Source organism: Clostridioides sp. ES-S-0123-01 (assembly GCF_020658415.1).
Lineage (GTDB): Bacteria > Bacillota > Clostridia > Peptostreptococcales > Peptostreptococcaceae > Clostridioides.
The window spans coordinates 419,496-437,699 of the sequence record NZ_JACVWD010000001.1; the positions used below are offsets into that span (position 1 = coordinate 419,496).

The window sequence follows — 18,204 nt, forward strand, 5'->3', positions numbered from 1 at the left end:
ACTCCTATTTTTCCAAATATTCAAGAATCTCTTGTGCATTTGTATCTGGTTTTGCTTTTTCAAAAACTTTTTCAATAATTCCACTTTCATCTACAATATAAGTTGCACGAACAACTCCTAAAGCAGTTTTCCCATACATTTTTTTCTCTTTCCACACATCAAAAGCCTTAATAGTAGTTAAATCTGGGTCAGAAAGTAAAATAAAAGGAAGCTCATGCTTTTCTGCAAATTTTTGATGTGATTTAATACTATCTTTACTTATCCCAATAACTGGTATATCATTATTTCTAAATCCTTCATATGCGTTCCTAAATGCACATGCCTGACGTGTGCATCCTGGTGTATTATCTTTAGGATAAAAATATATTACCACTTTTTTCCCCTTAAAATCAGACATACTGACTTTATTTCCATCTTTATCTTCTAATGTAAATTCTGGTGCTTTTGTACCTATACTTAACATAAATATCTCTCCTTTTGTTTTTAATCAATAATTTATACTATATTTATATTACTACCCTATATTTCTGTATATAAATAAAATATTTTACTTTTTATATAGAAATTTTCATGAATATGTAAATCTTATATACTGAAAATTTCAAGCTTTATTTGATTAGAACATTTAAACTGGAATTTATGTTAAGTAATTAAAATAAGCAGGATTTAATTTATGTATTAAATCCTGCCTATTTATTTTTATTCTTCTAATACTCTAATCTATATAAATTTAAATTCTTCTACATCAAACAGACCTAAATCAGTAAGTCTTATTTTTGGAATAACAGGAAGAGCCATAAATGAAAGTGTAATAAAAGGGTCTACATACTTTGGAACTCCCATTTTTCTTGCTATTTTTAACATATTATCAGTTGTTTCTTGCACTTCATCTGCTGGAAGAGTACTAATTAATCCAGCTACTTTAAGACTTAAGTGAGCAAGTACTTTTCCATTTGATACAATTACATAGCCACCCTGTATATCTCTCAAGTAATTTACTGCAACTATAATATCATCATCATTATCTCCTGCAACTATGATATTATGTGAATCATGAGCTACAGTAGTTGCTATTGCTCCATTTTTTATGCCAAACCCTTTTAATGGTGCAACTGATATGTTTCCAGTCATTCTGTGTCTCTCAACAACACAAAGCTTTGAATATTCTTCATTTGGATTGAAATATCCATTTTTGTTTGGTATAGATTCAAATAATTTATTTGTCAGAATTTGATATGGTACAATTTCCATTACATAATTTTTTTCATTTGACTTTAATTGTATTTTTTCTCTATCAACGTCTTTAAATTTGACTGTATTGAGTAAATCTTTATCCTTAATTTCATAATTATAATCAGAAAAAATTCCCTCATCTATCAATTTACCATCTTTATAAACACTACCTACCTCCATGTTTTCTAAATTGTTTAAAACAACAACATCCGCTTTATACCCAGCACCTATTGCTCCAATTCTATTTAGACCATATGCTCTTGCTGAATTGTAAGTTGCAATTTTAATAGCTTTAATTGGCTCCATACCCAAATCGATTGCACACTTTATATTCCATCTTATATGACCTTGTTTTTCTATATCATCCAAATGTTTATCATCTGTACAAAACATAAATTCTTCAATTGGTAAGTTGTGTTTCAATAATCCCTTTATTATGGCTTCTAAGTTTTTTGCTGCACTTCCTTCTCTTATAAAAATTTTTAAACCTGCTCTTAATTTTTCATACACTTCATTAAAAGTTATACATTCATGGTCATTTTTTATTCCTGCACATACATATGCTTGAAGTGACTTCCCACTTATATTTGGTGCATGTCCATCTGCAATTTTATCTTTAAAAGCCTCTAATTTATCTAAAATTTCCTCTTCCGCAGATATAACATCATTAAAACACATTACCTCTCCTAATCCTAAGATTCTAGGATTATTTATGTAAGCATCCATATCTTTTGCACTAAAAGTTCCTATTCCATTAGTTTCAAATCTTGTTGCAGGGACAGATGATGGTAGCATAATATATACATTTAAGGGTATTTCTTTTGTTGATTCTAGTAAAAAGTCTATTGCACTTGCTCCTTTTACATTGACTAGTTCATGAGGGTCAGCTATAACAGTTGTTGTACCTGACTTTAGTAATTTTTTTGATAATTCAATTGGCATTACCATTGTAGATTCAATATGCATATGTGCATCAATAAAACCAGGTGATAAGTATTTACCACTACAATCAATCTCTATTTTACCACTATATTCGCCGATTCCAACAATTGTATCATCTACTATTGCTACATCTCCTACTATTAATTCTTCTGTGAATACATTTATAATTGTTCCATTTTTAAGTACAATATCAGCTTTATCTCTTCCACTTGCAACATCACACTTTTTTTTCAAATTGCTCATTTTTACAACTCCTCTTAAATTTTTTATATCAATATACTTGTTGTATCATATATTATAGTTTGATTTATTAATATATATTATATATGAGTTTCAATAAAAAGTATTGATTGAAATTTATTCCATAGCTTATTAAATTAAATAAAAATAACATAAGAAACAATAATATTATTTCTCATGTTATTTATAAATATTTTAATTATATTAAATTTTATTTTTTATATTTTTAATACTTGTTACTATATCCATAGTATAGATTTATGTATTTTTATCATTTATATTAAAATCTACTTTCAATTAACCTAAAAAAGCATAAACTATAATTCCTACGATTATAGCCGGTATAGTAGTAATAATCATAGCCCATAAGGAAGATTTTTTATCCATTGCTAAAAGCGGAAAAAGTGCATCTCCATCTTGAGATATTGAATTAGCTATTACTGCACCAAGTGGTATAGTTCCTTTCAAGTAAAATGACATAAGTACAATTTGTATACCGCACCCTGGAATAAGTCCAAGACCTGCACCTATAAATACACTAATTACACCTGTTGATAAAACTAAATTAACTAAGTATTCATCTCCACCTAAAACCAATATTATCAAATCGTAAATAAGATATGCAATAAAAATCCATGTAATAACAAATGAAATTTCACCTACAGAATGTATAAGCATTTCTCTTAGGGAAATTTTCTTATTTTCTTCCTCTTTTTGATTAGAATTTTTAAATACCTTTTTAAAACACCACATATAAACTATTGAGAATAGTATTCCTATAACTGCTATTGCTTCTTCTAGTGAATGTAATTTTTCAATAATAGGAAGATTTATTCCAGAATGAGCAAGAGACATAAATATAAAACCTATTAATACAATTCCTATATAAATTTTGTACCCTTTACCATGTGTTATTATAAATGCAAGTCTATTTGTATTTCCATGAGATTTAGCTAAATTATCCAAAATTATATCATCATGATTATGCGATTCTTCATTATCTTTATGGTAATTTTTATCTGTATTATGTTTTTCTGATTTTCCATATTTATTTAATTTCAATTTTTCTTCTAACTTAAAATAATCTACTAGTTGTCCTGTTATTACTCCTGTAATTGTACTAACTATAGTCACAAAAAAATACATTTTAATATTTGATGAAATAAGTATAAATGCAGCATCTCCCATACTTGCTATTAAGCTTGCAATGATTGCTCCAAAGCTTAGTTTTCCACTTATATATAATGGCATTATTGCCAAACTCCCACCACAACCTGGTATAGCTCCTATCAAAGCTCCTATTAAAGGTTGATATTTTCTATTTTTTGATATAATATTAGTAAAATTACCACTAGTTTTATAGTTTATATATCCAAATAGCAAAATAAAAAATCCAATCATAGAACCCACATGTAAAAATGCTTCTTCAGAAGCAGATATTAACATTTCCATTAATTTACCTCCTATATTAATTTCGCAATAATTATATTATATTTCATTTATTATTGATAATCAATATCATTATATCTTTTAAATTTCTAATATTAAAAAGTGCATATCTTATATTGTTAATTTCTTGCATATTAAGATACACACTTTCTGATATTAGGTTATCTAGTTGCCATATGTAATTTTACATTATAATATAAAATTACATATAGATATTACAACAAATTTTATATATTATACCGATATTACACATTTTTTCATCGTTTACTATATTTATAAATTTTCAATAAATGTTATTACTTCCTCTATTATCCAATCTGGTGTAGATGCTCCTGCTGTCACTCCTAAAGTTTTATACTTCTTAAGCATATTTACATCCAATTCGTCTTTAGTTTCTATTGCAAAAGTTGGAACTAAATCTTCACAAACTTTTACTAACTTTTGAGTATTAGAGCTGTGTTTTCCACCTATAACTATCATACAATCAACTTCTCCTGCTAATGCTTTAGCTGCTTCTTGTCTAGTTTTTGTGGCTGAACAGATTGTATCATTAAATACTATATTTTCTAGTTTATCAGCTAATTTATTAACTATATTTGAATATAAATCTGGATTTATTGTTGTCTGTGCAACAACACAATATTGTTTTGAATTATCAAATTCCATATTCTCCATTTGCTCTACAGCTTTTATTATTATTGCTGAGTTTTCGCACCATCCATTTATACCTATCACTTCTGGATGTTTCATATCTCCAATAACTATTATTTCATAACCCTTATTATGATACTCACTCACTACTGTATGTATTTTCTTTACAAATGGACATGTAGTATCTACAATTTTAAGTTTTTTATTTTTAGCTTCTTTGTATACTTTCTCAGGAACTCCATGAGATCTTATTATCATATTTTCATAATCTGGTATTATATCGATTTCATCTACAGTTTTAAGACCTTTTTGTTCATATCTTGCTACTGCTTGCTTGTTATGAATAAGAGGTCCTAAAGCATATATTCCAGAATCATTTTTCTCTACTTCATCCCATGCCATTTTCATTGCTCTCTTTACTCCAAAGCAAAATCCTGCATTTTTTGCTATTTTAACATTCACAAAATCCCCCCCTTATTTTGAATATTTAAAATAATTCTGTTTTATTATTTCTAAAACTTCTTGCGACATTCTTTCATGGTCATCATTACTTAACTTTTCTTTAAAATGTTCTTCAAATGATATTGGCTCTCCAAAGTACACAATTACTTTACTAAAAGGTTTATACTTAGATATTATCGATACTGGTACAACCTTAGATTTACTCTTTATTGTAAATAGAGAAAGACCTGCCTTAGCTTTGCCAAAGTTGTCTCCTTTAATTCTTGTTCCTTCTGGAAATATTCCTAATATATAACCATCTCTAATTGACCTTAAAATAGTTTTTATAGTGGATACATCTGGCTTTTCTCTATTTATAGGCATAACATGCAATTTTTTTAATATAAAACCTAGTGGCTTCACTTTAAATAATTCTTGTTTTGCAATAGCTGCTATCTCTCTATTCTTTATAGCTGCAGCTAAAAATACAGGGTCAAGATTTGATTTATGATTTGAAGCCACCACTATATTTCCTCTGTCTGGTATATTTTCGGCACCTATAACTTCATATTTAAAAAACACTTTAGAAAAACATCTAAAAATATTTATTGCAAATCTATAAAAATTCACGTTTATCTCCCTTCAATACTACATTATATTTTCATTTTAGATACATTAAGCTCAAAAACTTATCTTAGATACAACTTCTTGTACAACCTGATCTATAGTCTTTCCTGTTGTATCTATTTCTAGTGCATCCTCAGCTTTTACTAGTGGTGCAAATTCTCTATTTGAATCAATTTCATCTCTCTTTACTATATCCTCAATTACTTTTTTTAAAGTAGTATTATATCCTTTATTGCAAAGTTCTTTATAACGTCTACTTCCTCTTTCTTCTGGTGTAGCTACTAAAAAGAATTTATAATCTGCATTTGGAAAAACATATGAACCTATATCTCTACCATCTAATATTACTGAACTTTTTGTTCCAATTTTTCGTTGAACTTCAACCATCAACTTTCTTACTTCTTTTATCTTAGCTACATTGGAAACATTATTGCTTACTTCTATTGTTCTTATTTCATTATTTATAATTTTTTGGTCTAAGTATATGTTATTATTTTCAAAATCTATATCTGAATTTTTAGCTATTTTAATAACCTCTTTTTCATTATTAACATCAATATTATTTTTTAAACACTTATAAGTAACAGCTCTATACATAGCACCTGTATCTATATAATTTATATTTAGTTTTTCTGATACTATCTTAGCTATTGTACTTTTACCAGCCCCTGCTGGTCCATCCACAGCTATAATCAAATTACTCATATCTACACCTCTATTTTATTTATATTTAATAATCGACTTATCAAAAACTTATACACTAATCCCTGCAAGATATCCAGTTGAAAATGCTATTTGTAAATTATATCCACCAGTTTCTGCATCTACATCTATCACCTCACCTGTAAAAAATAAATCCTTTATTAACTTAGACTCCATTGTAGAAGAATTAATTTCTTTAACTGAAATACCACCAGAAGTAACCATTCCAGTGTTTATCCCTGTAGTTCCATTACAAGTTAGTTTCATATTTTTTATATACTCAATAATTTTAATCTCATCAGCCTTAGATAAATCATTTGCTTTTTTATCACTTAAAGATAATATAGAAAGAATTTCTTTTAAGAAGTTTTGAGGTAATATCTGTTTAAGATTATTTAAGATATTTTTATTTGGAAATTCTCTAATTATATTAGAAATTTCATTGACATCTAAGTTTGGTAAAAAATCTATATTTAATTCTATCTTATCTTTTTCAATAATCTTGTTGATATAAGAAGAGATTATAAGTACACAAGGACCTGTTATCCCAAAATGTGCAAATAACATGTCTCCTGATTTTGATATTTTCTTTTTCTTAATCTTACAAGATATTTCTACATTTCTCATAGATATTCCTTGCAAAGCTTTAATCCATTTTTCTTCTATTGTAAGTGGCGCTAAAGCAGGATATAGTTTATTTAATGTATGTCCATGATTTTGAAGAACCTTATACATTGAACCATCTGAACCTGTTTTTGAATAACTAACTCCTCCAGTTGATATAATGACTTTATCTCCTAATATCTTATCTCCATTATCTAAAATGACACCTTTTATTGAATAATTTGCTTTATTATTGTTATGGTCACCTTGTTCAGTAATTTCTTCAGTTATAATATCCACAACTTTTTTATTATACATTATCTTTACATTATGATTAATTAAGTCCTTATTTAATAATTCTATTACTTCTATAGACTTATCATTCTTAGTATAGACCTTGTGGTCATTTTCTTCTTCAATCTTATATTCTAAATTTTTACTTTCAAAGTACGATATAAGATTTTTATTTGTAAATGTATAAAAGCTACTGTATAGAAATTTTTTATTGTTCACAACCTTATCAAAAAAATCTTCTATCTCTCTATTGTTGGTAAAGTTACATCTACCTCCACCAGTTGCTCTTAACTTTCTCCCTAACTCTCCATTTCTTTCAATCAATATTACTTCATTATTATTTTTCGAAGCTGACAAGGCTGCCATCATGCCAGATGGACCTCCACCAACCACTATAACTTTACTCATAAACTTCTCCTTATAATTTGATACTTACTCAAGTGCAGAATTATTTATTTTTACATGATTTTTTATATGACTTGTATCATTCATCTTTATTACTACTGGACCATAATCTTTAAACTCTACTATATTTAAAGCAGTATTATCTTGCTTAATTCTGTATATATTTTCCATACCTGACTCTAAGAATGATAGTAACATAACCCTCAATGTAATTGAATGTGTAACAAGAACTATATTTTTATCATTGTATTTTTCATTTAATTCCTTTATAAAAGTATCCACTCTTTCTTTTATAATTTTAAGAGTTTCTCCTTCTGGTATATTTACTAAATGTGGCTCATTTCTCCATGTTGAATATATATCTGAATAGTCTTTTTGAATTTCTTTTATTAAAAGACCTTCCCAAACTCCAAATCCCATTTCTCTAAGTGCTTCAGTTTTTTGTACTTCAATATTGAGCTTATCACCTAAAATTTGAGCTGTTTGCATTGCTCTTCCTAAATCACTACTAAAAATATAATCAATCGAATACTTACCAATGTCTTCAGAAAGTTCTCTTGCTTGTTCTATCCCTTGTGGTGTAAGGTCAGAGTTACCATGACCTTGTGTTTTTCCTAATAAGTTCCAGTCTGTTTGTCCATGTCTTACTATATAAAAAGTATTTCCCATATTTCCTCCTAATATATCTGTCTATTTTTTATTAAATATAAATTGTCACTTCTCAAACTTTAATTATACCATATAATAGTTTACTATGTTTCTATTTTATAACTTAATCTAATATATCCTTCTTAGCTCATACTATTTATATTTACCACAATTTATTATATAATAACAGGTTTTTTATCAACTTATAAAAAATAATCATCATATTTTATTTATAAAATTCTTCAAATCTATATTCTTGAATTGGATTAAAATACCTATCTCTATCTACTTTTGATAAAAACATATCTAATGGCCTTGCAAATATCCCTGTATCATCATATAGAGTTTTATATAAAACCAAATTATTATTATCTTTTTCTTTTTTATGATAAAAACTTCCATTCATGTCTATATATATATAAATATTTTCATCTAGCTCAGTATGCTTAACATCTAGCTTATACCTAATTTTGTTTTTAGTTGAACCTTTTTCATTGTATGTTTCACAGATTTTTTCTATATCATTATTATCAATGGCTTTGCTCAATCCCATTGTAGCATAATATTTTCCTTTAAAATGCTTATAAATACAAGGACATTTTAATTTTCTTTCATCAATGTTTAGACTATTTTTTGGTTTATCCATTTTACTATCCTCTCCTATATGTATTTTTTAAAAAATATGCTTTATCTTATTATTTTTTATTTTAAAATAAATTTACAAACTAAGTTATTTAAACTTTTTCAAAATACAGCAATTTTTAATATTCAAATTATATATTATAATTTGTCTAATATTTTTACACATCATATAATATATTTAGTTGTTTATGAATTTAATTTTTATTTATATAAATATATTCTACTTTTCTTATTATGTAGTTATATAAAATCATATAGTTATATAAAACTTATCCTATATTTTATTTATTAAAAGCAATGCTTGTCTTATATTTTATCATAATTTAAAGTTTATTAATAATACAATAAAATAAATAAAGAGGCTGTATAAAATACAGCCTCTCAAAGTTAATATTTATAATCATATAATTTTTCTAACTTCTTTTCTAATTTCTTTTTTCTATCTAAACCTAAAACTCTTATAAAATTATTTCCTACAAAAATACAATTATTGCTGAGATAAAATTCACACTTATCTAAATTTACAATATAACTGTTACTGCATTTGAAAAAATTTTCTTCTTTCAGTAGTTTTCTTACACTAGAAGAATTTTCTCCAATATAATAAGTTCCATTTTCTGTATAAATTTTTGATTCATACTCTTGCTTTTCTATGTACAAAATTTCTTTAATGTTAATTGAAAAACGTTTATCTTCGTATTCAATATTAATAAAACATTCCTCTTTCATTACCATCCCTCCAAGTATTCTTATTAATTTAATTTTAGTGTTTTTTATCAATATAATCTATCGGAAATATATGTAAGATTAGTCTATTTGAGATATTTATAAAGTTATTTTTGATACTGACCTACAGACTCTTTTTTTAACATTAATTTTTAAAGTTAAAATAGCTTATTATAAATAACATCAGTAATTATAAATACATATTTCTTTAATAAAATAACTTTTCAATAAAATTGTGTAAAATTATACATATAAAAGTAAATATTGACTTTTATATGTATAATTTAAAAAATTAAGATTTAATTATGAATTTGTTAAAATAATTTTATACTTCTTAATTATCAATTAAAATCTCAATAGACATATTATAAATATATATGTATATTTATGTATTTCTTTTTTGATATTCTGTTACTCCCTCAAGTTATATCTAAGCAAATTTAATAATATAATCTTTTTACTATAAAAACTTGATAAAAGTGTTCCCATATATTTTACACATACATTTCATTTTTTCAAAAAAACAATGAAGTTCATATTTGTAAATTTTTTTAATTTCTGTTGAAAGAATTCGAACATTTGCTTGTTCTGAACTAGAAGCAAATGGAAAACGTAAAACACCTTGCAGAGTAACTGGAGTCTGTTCAGAGTGTTTTTCACTTGAGTACATGTGTTGCAATATAGTTGTTACACATATGTCTAGATATAAAAAACGCATAAAAGTGATTTTGGTTGATACATAGCTAGGATGTTAATATTACATTTTTTTATATTTACTAATATCTCTCCTTACAAAATAGGCATTTCTTGAAGTTATTAAAAAATCTATAAGTAATTTTACAAATGTTACATGGTATAGTTATAGACATAAAAAAACAGTCTATATGTTAAAATAAACTGCTCTATAAACTAAAACTTGATAATTTTTTAAATATTATCAGTTCTTCTACCATACAACTTGAGAATACATTTATGTAATCTTACTTATGTCACTAATACGCTCATTTTAGAAAGTCTTAGCATAATCAACTTTATCTACTTCACCAGATAATTCAATTTTCAATCTTTTAAAACAAATAAGCTATAATATATCAATTAGAAATATATACTAAGCTATTTTTATATGTATTAATTAATTTATTATATTATCTTTTTTCTCTTTAATTTTAAGTATTATACGTATTAATGCAAATATTGAGATATTGGATAATATCAATAGTAAAACTATTGCTAGAAAGACAACTCTTCTTTCAGGAGAAATCTTTATAAGATTAATAACATAATCGTAAAGTATAAAAAATGATAATAAATTTGCTATCATTGGAACACATATATACAATTCTTTTTTACTAATTTTAAAATTAGTACAAGAAATTTTATAAATGTATAATAATATAATTAAAATCAATTTGCCAAAAAAGATAGCTTCATACCTGTATAAATTTCCACTAAGTAAAATATTCATATTATCTAAATTGTTCATTGAAACTACTAATAGCATACTCAATGCATTTATACCTATTAACACCATCCAATAAAAAAACAAAACCACTAAACATTTATATATATTGACCTTATAATTAGACTTATAAAAAATAAAAGTTATAAGAATACATATCCATATTCTATCATTAGCTCCTACATTTATATAAAAAGAACCGATAATAAGAAAAATAGAAAATAAGAAAGATATATTTAGTTTCATTAAATTAGTTTTTACTTTACTTGTATAATCAAAAACTTTCTTGCATGCCCATATCTCTATAATAGAAGAAACAATTGTTATAAACGTGTCTAACATAATAACTCCCCAAAAATAATTAATTTATATCTTCACAATAAAATATACCATTAAAAATACATACTAATTATAACATAAAATGGCACTTAAATTTGATATTATCACTTAATGATTTTAATAATAGTATAAAATCAACTAACGAAATATTAACCACTAAATTGTTAACATTACAATTAGAAAATATAAAAATTATTTCCTCATTTTATTTTAATTATGCTCAAAAATATAAGTTGACTCTAAGAACAATTAGAAACAATTAAGGAAGTTTGATATGATTAAATAAAATAACGGCTTGAATTAAGGAAAAGTAATGAATTAAAAAATTATTTTTAAAGCTAAAAGCATGGAGAACTAAAATAGGTGGTATCATTTAACTTGATACCACTTACTTTAATTATTAATAGGTATTTTATTGAATTTACGCCTATTAATCATCAATTTATAAATAGTTGGTAACTTATTAAATAATACCAATATAGATTTTTGTATATATCTATCTATTAAAAACTTAAACATATAAATACATATATTTATTCATCCTTTAAATTTTTAAAATGATTTTCAAATAAATCTAATGCATCTTTGTCAATCACTTCATCTTCATGTAATGCTGAAAGTAAACTTTGTAAAGAATTATCATGTATATTACTTAAAAAATCTTTTGTCTCAACATTCAAATATTCTTTGTGACCAACAACTATCGTATAATGAGTATATCTATCTATTTTTTCTGCATTCAAGAAATGCTTTTTAACAAGTCTTGATAAAAGTGTCAATGTTGTTGTTTGTTTCCATCCATATTTTTGTTCCATAGCTTCAATAGTTTCTTTTGATGTTACTGTATCATTTTTCTCCCAAATAAACTTCATAACTTTTAACTCTGCTTGTGGTATTTTTGAAATTGTCATAGCCTTACGCCCCTCTCAAACTTTTATTAAATTAATACTATCGCAATATAGTTTTTAAGTCAAAGATTTTGTCGATAATAATATTTTCCAATTTTTTCCATAATTTATTTCTTGCTATAATTCTATAACAAATTACATAAGTAATGATTATTCTACATAATAAATTTAAGTACATAAATAAGATATAGATTATCAAAGAAATAAAAATTTAAATTTTCTTATTGATTCATATATTAGAGACCATATATATCATAGACATGTTTATATTTCCTATTTTTGTAGAGAAATGATTTCAAAAAACTAAAAGTGTATTTGTATTTAATTTTTTGGAATATTCTTCTTAAGATTAATTTAGATTTCAATAATATGTCTATTTTTAAGTTAAAGTTTTTTTTAAATCTTTGATTTATTCTATCTTATTTTAGACAATATAAAATAGTAATTTTCATAAACTGTAACTTAATTTATAATAACTATTCTAATTACTTATCCTCTTAAAATCATATCCTATATTTAAATTTAATTTTTCATTATATCAAAATAATTTTCAATTAAATAAAAAAATGAAAAATAAAAAAAATTACTTACACTAAAATTTTTCTTAATGTATAATCCTAATATAAATAAATTAAATTGGGAGGTAAATAAGTATGCCACAAAATAAAAAAGAAAGTTTGATATTCACAGTGCTTATGTGTGCTTTTATGGTATTTTTTATGAGTATCTATAATATCTCTTTACATGAAGGTCTTTCATCAGAAACTGTAAAAAATGCTTGGATGGGGTTTCCGCTAGCCTATGTAGTAGGTATGATTTTTGATTGGTTTATTGTTTCTAAAATTGCTAAAAAAATTGCATTTTGCATTGTAAATCCACAAAGTAAACAAATTGCAAAGGCCATTGTTATATCAAGTTGTATGGTATGTGGGATGGTTATATGTATGTCTTTATTTGGAGCCATTGAATCAGTTGGTTTCTCTAGCACAACCTTATTTGTATGGGCTGTTAATATACTCAACAACTTTATCATTGCATTGCCGTTGCAACTACTAATTGCAGGCCCTTTAGTGAGATTTGTTTTTAGGAGATTATTTCCTGAAGGAACAATTGTAGACTGTTTATAATTCACAAAACTACATAAAACTTTATACTATAAGTATGTTTATCCTAAAGCAAACTACTACACTATACAATAATTTTTAATTAATGGCAAAATAAATTTATTACCAAATTTATTTTGCCAGCAAATTTATTCTTAATCGTATTTTAGATTTATGAAATACTATTCAAATTCATTTAATTTATTTACATCTAATTTTTCATCTTTTCTATTTATTAAAACTGAAATTAAAATCTTAAGTTAAATTTTATGTATGTTCTTTATAAATCTTTTTATTTCAAATTTTTGATATTTCTTTTGCTAACATTTTATAAAATTTACATTTATCTCTTTTTTAACCATCAAAGGATATTTCAACTTTTACTTATCAAAAGTCAGTAAATGTAAAGTATTCCAGTTTTAATATATCATAAAAATTTACTCAATCCATCCATCTTTTCTTCTATAGTATTGTTTAGGAAATTCATAGCTTGAAAACATTACTGGAGATAGAGAATATGAGTAACTACCTGCATTATTAATTGAAATCACATCTCCTATAACTGCCTTTTTTAATTTAACATTATTAGCTAACACATCTAATGATGTACAAAGATTTCCAACTATTGTTACATATTCTTCTTCTTCTGAACTACTTAATACTGAAAAATAAAATGCATGATTTGATGTATATAATGGTTCTTGCCCTTCTAATTCTACACCACAAGTTACTTTCTCAATTAAATTAGAAATAATAGGTCTCATAAATCCATTAAGACCATTTCTTACAACAAGATACTTTATCCCTCTTGATACCTTAATATCGACAATTTTAGTATAGTAATTACCTGATGTGCAAACTACAAAACGACCTGATTCAATAAAGAGTCTAGCCTTTAATGTATTTGCATTAGTAGAAACAATCTTTTCAGTTAATATTGAAAGCTTTTTAAGATTAACTGGACTTTCTTTAAGATTGTCATATACTACTCCAATACCACTACCAAAATTTATAAATTCAATATTTATATGTTCACTTTTATTTAAATTTAGTGCTATGAGAAAACATTTTTCATAATAACATCCTAACTTTTCAAAATCTAACACTTGAGATTTAATATGTATATGAATTCCAACCACAGATATATAGTTACAAAGATTTAGTATTTTAAAAACATTATCTATATCTTCTATATCAATACCAAACTTGCTTGATATAGAGCTATCATCATCCATAGTAAAAGCAGGATTTATTCTTATGCCTATTTTAATTTTTTTATTTTGTTTTTCTGATATTTTATTTATAAGTTCTATTTCTGTTATACTATCTGCAATAATTATACACTTATCTAAAACAGCTTCTAGCTCCTCTTCTAGCTTTCCTGGTGCAGAATAGTAAATATTATCTCTATCCACTCCACATTCTTTTGAAATCAATACTTCTTTCATGGATGCTGCATCTGTTCCAAACCCTTGTTTAGCAATGCTTTTTACAATTTTATTATATGGATTTGTTTTGATGGAATATAAAAAATCAAAACCTAAAATACTATTTTTTAACTCCATACACCTTTCGATTATATTAATCTCATCATATATATAACATGGTGCATGTTCTTTTATAAAACTATATTCTTGATTTAAATACATATTTTATACCTCCAAAGTTATAGATGATTTTATTAATTAAGTTCCTATACTGTTTATAATATATTTTACTATAGATTGGTATAGTTAACTATATACATATGCTTAAAGTATGCATTTCAAGTATTTTATATAGTAAACATTCAATAGTAATATTTATAAGTTTTTATGCCATAAATTCATCTATCTAATAAAAAAATATAACTTAAAATTATTATATTGAATATATTTTATATCCAATCTTAATTGTTTTTGCCTAATTTTTTGAATGATTTATTTCAACTTTATTACAGATTAAAAAAGTGTATTGTTGTTAATGTATTCTCGTAGTATCCTAAATTTATATGAAACTTTAAAATTGTGAGGTTATATATGAAATTTTTAATGGTCTTTTTAGCATATTTTTTAATGTATATTTTACTGGTACGTATTGGAAAAAGAATTAATAAGATATATCCATACAAAAATCATATTTTTACATGGATGATTTTAATTTTATTAGCATTCTACATAGTTACTAATATTGCTAGTTTTCTAAAATCACTTCTTTAGGCTGTTGGTTTTAAACTACTAAATGAAATGAAACTCATTTTATAGAATATATATTTAAAAAGTTTTTATAAAATTTAAATATTACTATATCATTAAACATTATTTTAAAATAATATGGAGGTGTTAATATGAAAGTATGTATTCTTATGGGAAGCCCTAAGAAAAATGGTAATACTGCTTCTATTTTAGAACCATTTATAGAAGAACTAGAAAACTATAATGCAAATCTTGAAATGTTATGGTTGTATGATTATCAAATAGAACCTTGTATTGCCTGTAAAAAATGTCAAGAAAATTTATCTTCTTTTGGATGTTGTCGTCAAGATGATGTTCATAAAATTTTCAAAAAGGTTCTTATGTGTGATTTAATTATTCTTGCAACTCCAATTTATTCTTGGTATTGCACTTCTCCAATGAAAGCATTGCTCGATAGATTGGTATATGGTATGAATAAATACTATGGTGATGAAAAAGGACCAGCACTATGGTCAGGAAAATCAGTAGCACTTATTACAACTTGTGGATATAGACCTGAAAAAGGAGCTGATATCTGGGAAGATGGTATAAAGCGTTATTGCAAACATTCACAGTTAAAATATATAGGAATGCTTGTTGAACGTGATTTAGGTAAGCCTAATTTTATGGATACAGAAAAAGAAGAACATTCTCGTCAATTTGCAAAACAAATTTATGATATTTTAGAGAATTCATTTAAAGCAGATAACTGTTAAGTACATAATGCTACATGGAAAGTATTGGTAATATAAATAGAGCTTATAATAATTTTAAAATTATATAAGCTCTATTTTTATATGTTTTTATTCTCCAATTGATATATTATTTATGCCACTGTTTTTAACTTCGACAATTGGTTGTCCATTTCCTAAGATATAATCTTTAGACCAACCTTCTGGTAATTTATTCAGACCATTTCCAATCAACTTCAAGTGTAAATTTGATGGTTCTTTTTTCAAGTTTAATTTGAATATGCCATCAAAGGTATCTTTGCTGTCCTTTCCAAACAAACTTATATTGCCACTTATATTTGTAGCTGTTACATTTACAATTCCATTGTTTCCTCTAAACTTTATCTCAGATGATATAGTTTCGGCTGTTACACCTGAAATCCCACTATTAGTATTTATATTAAAAGGATATGTTACACTTTTATCGATAACTTTCGCAATTCCATCATTGACATCAACTCTAGCTCCCCCCTTAATATTATAAAGTTCTACTGAGCCTCGTTCAACATCTACTTTAAAATTAGAATACACTTTATCTGGAATTCCAATCTTTATTACATTTACTCTCTTATCTTTATTTGCATTTATCATATTATCGCCATTCATATCTTGCAAGGGACCATCTTTCTTCTCTATTGTTTTCTTAGCACTTACAACCAACTTTCCATTTTTTCCATTATTAGAAGCAGTCTCTTTATTCACAGAAAAAGTACAATTTTTTTCATTAGTTACACTTACATAATCAAACTCAAATTTATCAGTATTCGTCTTTTCAACAACTACACCTAAATTATCAGTTTCTATATATACTTCAGAAACTTCATTTCCTTCAATTGAAGTTAAGTGTTTTACAATATTTGGAGTTATATTCATATTATTATATTCCACCATATCTAAACATTGTTTATATATATTGGCATCAATTCCTCCAACTTTTGTTATACTTTTAGCTCCTTTTAAAATACTTTTATTACTTCCATCAGCAACTAAAACAATTGGCTTTTCTTTTGCTAGAGGAGATAGTGTTAATGCATCTACTAATTGATATCCTCTTGTTATGTAAAAGTCAGTTGATTCATTATAAAACTTTTCTATTACTTTTTTATTGGTTTCAAATCTATCATTTCCACCAACTCTAGTTGCATTAGTCTCCCTTACCAAATCCTCATTTATTGCAGATTTGCCACCTATAGCATAAATATTTAATCCTTCAATCTTAAATGGAATTGATTTACCATCTGTAAGTATTATAGCTCCTTTGTTTTTTGCAGCTACAGGTGCTATGCTCATAGCATCAGCCTCTCCTACAAACCCATTTGTCAACATGACATCTTTTACCTTACTAACTTCATTTATTTTTTTTGCTACATTGTAACTAGTTTCAATTCTATTATTTCCACTTATCCTTTCTACTTCAATACCTTTTCTTTTTATATCTTTTTCCACGGAACTTTCAATAGTATTATAACCACCAATTATGTACACTTTTTTTACAACGTTCAAATTCTTGTTATCTAGTCTATTTGAAGTGGCTTTTGGTATTTCATCCTTTTTAGTCAAAAGTATTGGCGCGTTAATAGCCCCAGCTAGTCCACTTGATGAAAGTCCATCAGATAAATTTTTATCTCCATTAACCAATATTACAGTGTCATAAGTCTGCCTATCTGCTATAAGCCCTGCTGTTTCATATCTATCAGTTCCTATTATAGAATCTTCTTTGATTTGTGCACTTGCAGTTAAACTATTAAAAAGAATTAGAGTCAAAGCCAAAGTTGATATACCTATTTTTTTACTGAATTTTTTGAACTTTTTATTCATAATTCCTAATATTTCCCCCTTATTATAATT

General features: G+C 25.5%; 16 protein-coding genes. 2 read left to right on the forward strand and 14 right to left on the reverse strand.

What is annotated here, in order from left to right:
- Positions 1-4: 4 nt before the first annotated feature.
- The 12 genes from bcp to IC175_RS01880 form a co-directional block, all read right to left on the reverse strand.
- On the reverse strand, positions 5-463 hold the full coding sequence (gene bcp, locus IC175_RS01825) for a thioredoxin-dependent thiol peroxidase (protein WP_227483116.1): 459 nt from the start codon (positions 461-463) through the stop codon (positions 5-7).
- 257 nt (positions 464-720) lie between these two features.
- Positions 721-2,418, reverse strand: a complete 1,698-nt coding sequence (gene ade / locus IC175_RS01830; protein ID WP_227483117.1) for an adenine deaminase — start codon at positions 2,416-2,418, stop codon at positions 721-723.
- A 294-nt stretch (positions 2,419-2,712) separates the two neighbouring features.
- The gene (locus IC175_RS01835) at positions 2,713-3,867 is read right to left on the reverse strand and encodes a putative manganese transporter (protein WP_227483118.1); all 1,155 of its coding nucleotides are present in this window, start codon (positions 3,865-3,867) and stop codon (positions 2,713-2,715) included.
- A gap of 270 nt (positions 3,868-4,137) precedes the next feature.
- The gene (locus tag IC175_RS01840) at positions 4,138-4,977 is read right to left on the reverse strand and encodes a 4-hydroxy-3-methylbut-2-enyl diphosphate reductase (RefSeq protein WP_227436045.1); all 840 of its coding nucleotides are present in this window, start codon (positions 4,975-4,977) and stop codon (positions 4,138-4,140) included.
- Positions 4,978-4,989: 12 nt separating this feature from the next.
- Positions 4,990-5,586, reverse strand: coding sequence for a lysophospholipid acyltransferase family protein (locus IC175_RS01845; RefSeq protein ID WP_227436043.1), 597 nt, complete (start codon positions 5,584-5,586; stop codon positions 4,990-4,992).
- A gap of 51 nt (positions 5,587-5,637) precedes the next feature.
- Entirely contained in the window at positions 5,638-6,288 is a 651-nt protein-coding gene (gene cmk / locus IC175_RS01850; protein ID WP_227851039.1) for a (d)CMP kinase, read from the reverse strand.
- A gap of 48 nt (positions 6,289-6,336) precedes the next feature.
- Positions 6,337-7,590, reverse strand: a complete 1,254-nt coding sequence (locus tag IC175_RS01855) for an NAD(P)/FAD-dependent oxidoreductase (RefSeq protein WP_227834351.1) — start codon at positions 7,588-7,590, stop codon at positions 6,337-6,339.
- A 24-nt stretch (positions 7,591-7,614) separates the two neighbouring features.
- The gene (locus tag IC175_RS01860) at positions 7,615-8,256 is read right to left on the reverse strand and encodes a histidine phosphatase family protein (protein ID WP_227436028.1); all 642 of its coding nucleotides are present in this window, start codon (positions 8,254-8,256) and stop codon (positions 7,615-7,617) included.
- 205 nt (positions 8,257-8,461) lie between these two features.
- A complete protein-coding gene (locus tag IC175_RS01865) occupies positions 8,462-8,881 on the reverse strand; it encodes a DUF1653 domain-containing protein (RefSeq protein ID WP_227483122.1) in 420 nt (139 codons plus the stop codon).
- A gap of 383 nt (positions 8,882-9,264) precedes the next feature.
- Positions 9,265-9,606, reverse strand: a complete 342-nt coding sequence (locus IC175_RS01870) for a LytTR family transcriptional regulator DNA-binding domain-containing protein (protein ID WP_227436024.1) — start codon at positions 9,604-9,606, stop codon at positions 9,265-9,267.
- Between the two features lie 1,129 nt (positions 9,607-10,735).
- Complete coding sequence (locus IC175_RS01875; protein ID WP_227851040.1) at positions 10,736-11,404, reverse strand: histidine kinase; 669 nt, start codon at positions 11,402-11,404, stop codon at positions 10,736-10,738.
- Between the two features lie 530 nt (positions 11,405-11,934).
- A complete protein-coding gene (locus IC175_RS01880) occupies positions 11,935-12,312 on the reverse strand; it encodes a BlaI/MecI/CopY family transcriptional regulator (protein ID WP_227436021.1) in 378 nt (125 codons plus the stop codon).
- A gap of 650 nt (positions 12,313-12,962) precedes the next feature.
- On the opposite strand from IC175_RS01880, the gene IC175_RS01885 reads away from it, so the two are divergent.
- A complete protein-coding gene (locus IC175_RS01885) occupies positions 12,963-13,436 on the forward strand; it encodes a DUF2798 domain-containing protein (protein ID WP_227436019.1) in 474 nt (157 codons plus the stop codon).
- 413 nt (positions 13,437-13,849) lie between these two features.
- On the opposite strand, the gene IC175_RS01890 is transcribed toward IC175_RS01885, so the two are convergent.
- The gene (locus tag IC175_RS01890) at positions 13,850-15,061 is read right to left on the reverse strand and encodes a pyridoxal-dependent decarboxylase (RefSeq protein ID WP_227851041.1); all 1,212 of its coding nucleotides are present in this window, start codon (positions 15,059-15,061) and stop codon (positions 13,850-13,852) included.
- A 677-nt stretch (positions 15,062-15,738) separates the two neighbouring features.
- On the opposite strand from IC175_RS01890, the gene IC175_RS01895 reads away from it, so the two are divergent.
- Positions 15,739-16,341 (forward strand): flavodoxin family protein, encoded by a 603-nt coding sequence (locus IC175_RS01895; RefSeq protein WP_227483126.1) that lies wholly within the window; start codon positions 15,739-15,741, stop codon positions 16,339-16,341.
- An 87-nt stretch (positions 16,342-16,428) separates the two neighbouring features.
- Here the strand turns inward: IC175_RS01895 and IC175_RS01900 are convergent, their stop codons facing one another.
- Positions 16,429-18,174 (reverse strand): cell wall-binding repeat-containing protein, encoded by a 1,746-nt coding sequence (locus tag IC175_RS01900; RefSeq protein WP_227851042.1) that lies wholly within the window; start codon positions 18,172-18,174, stop codon positions 16,429-16,431.
- Between the last annotated feature and the right edge of the window lie 30 nt (positions 18,175-18,204).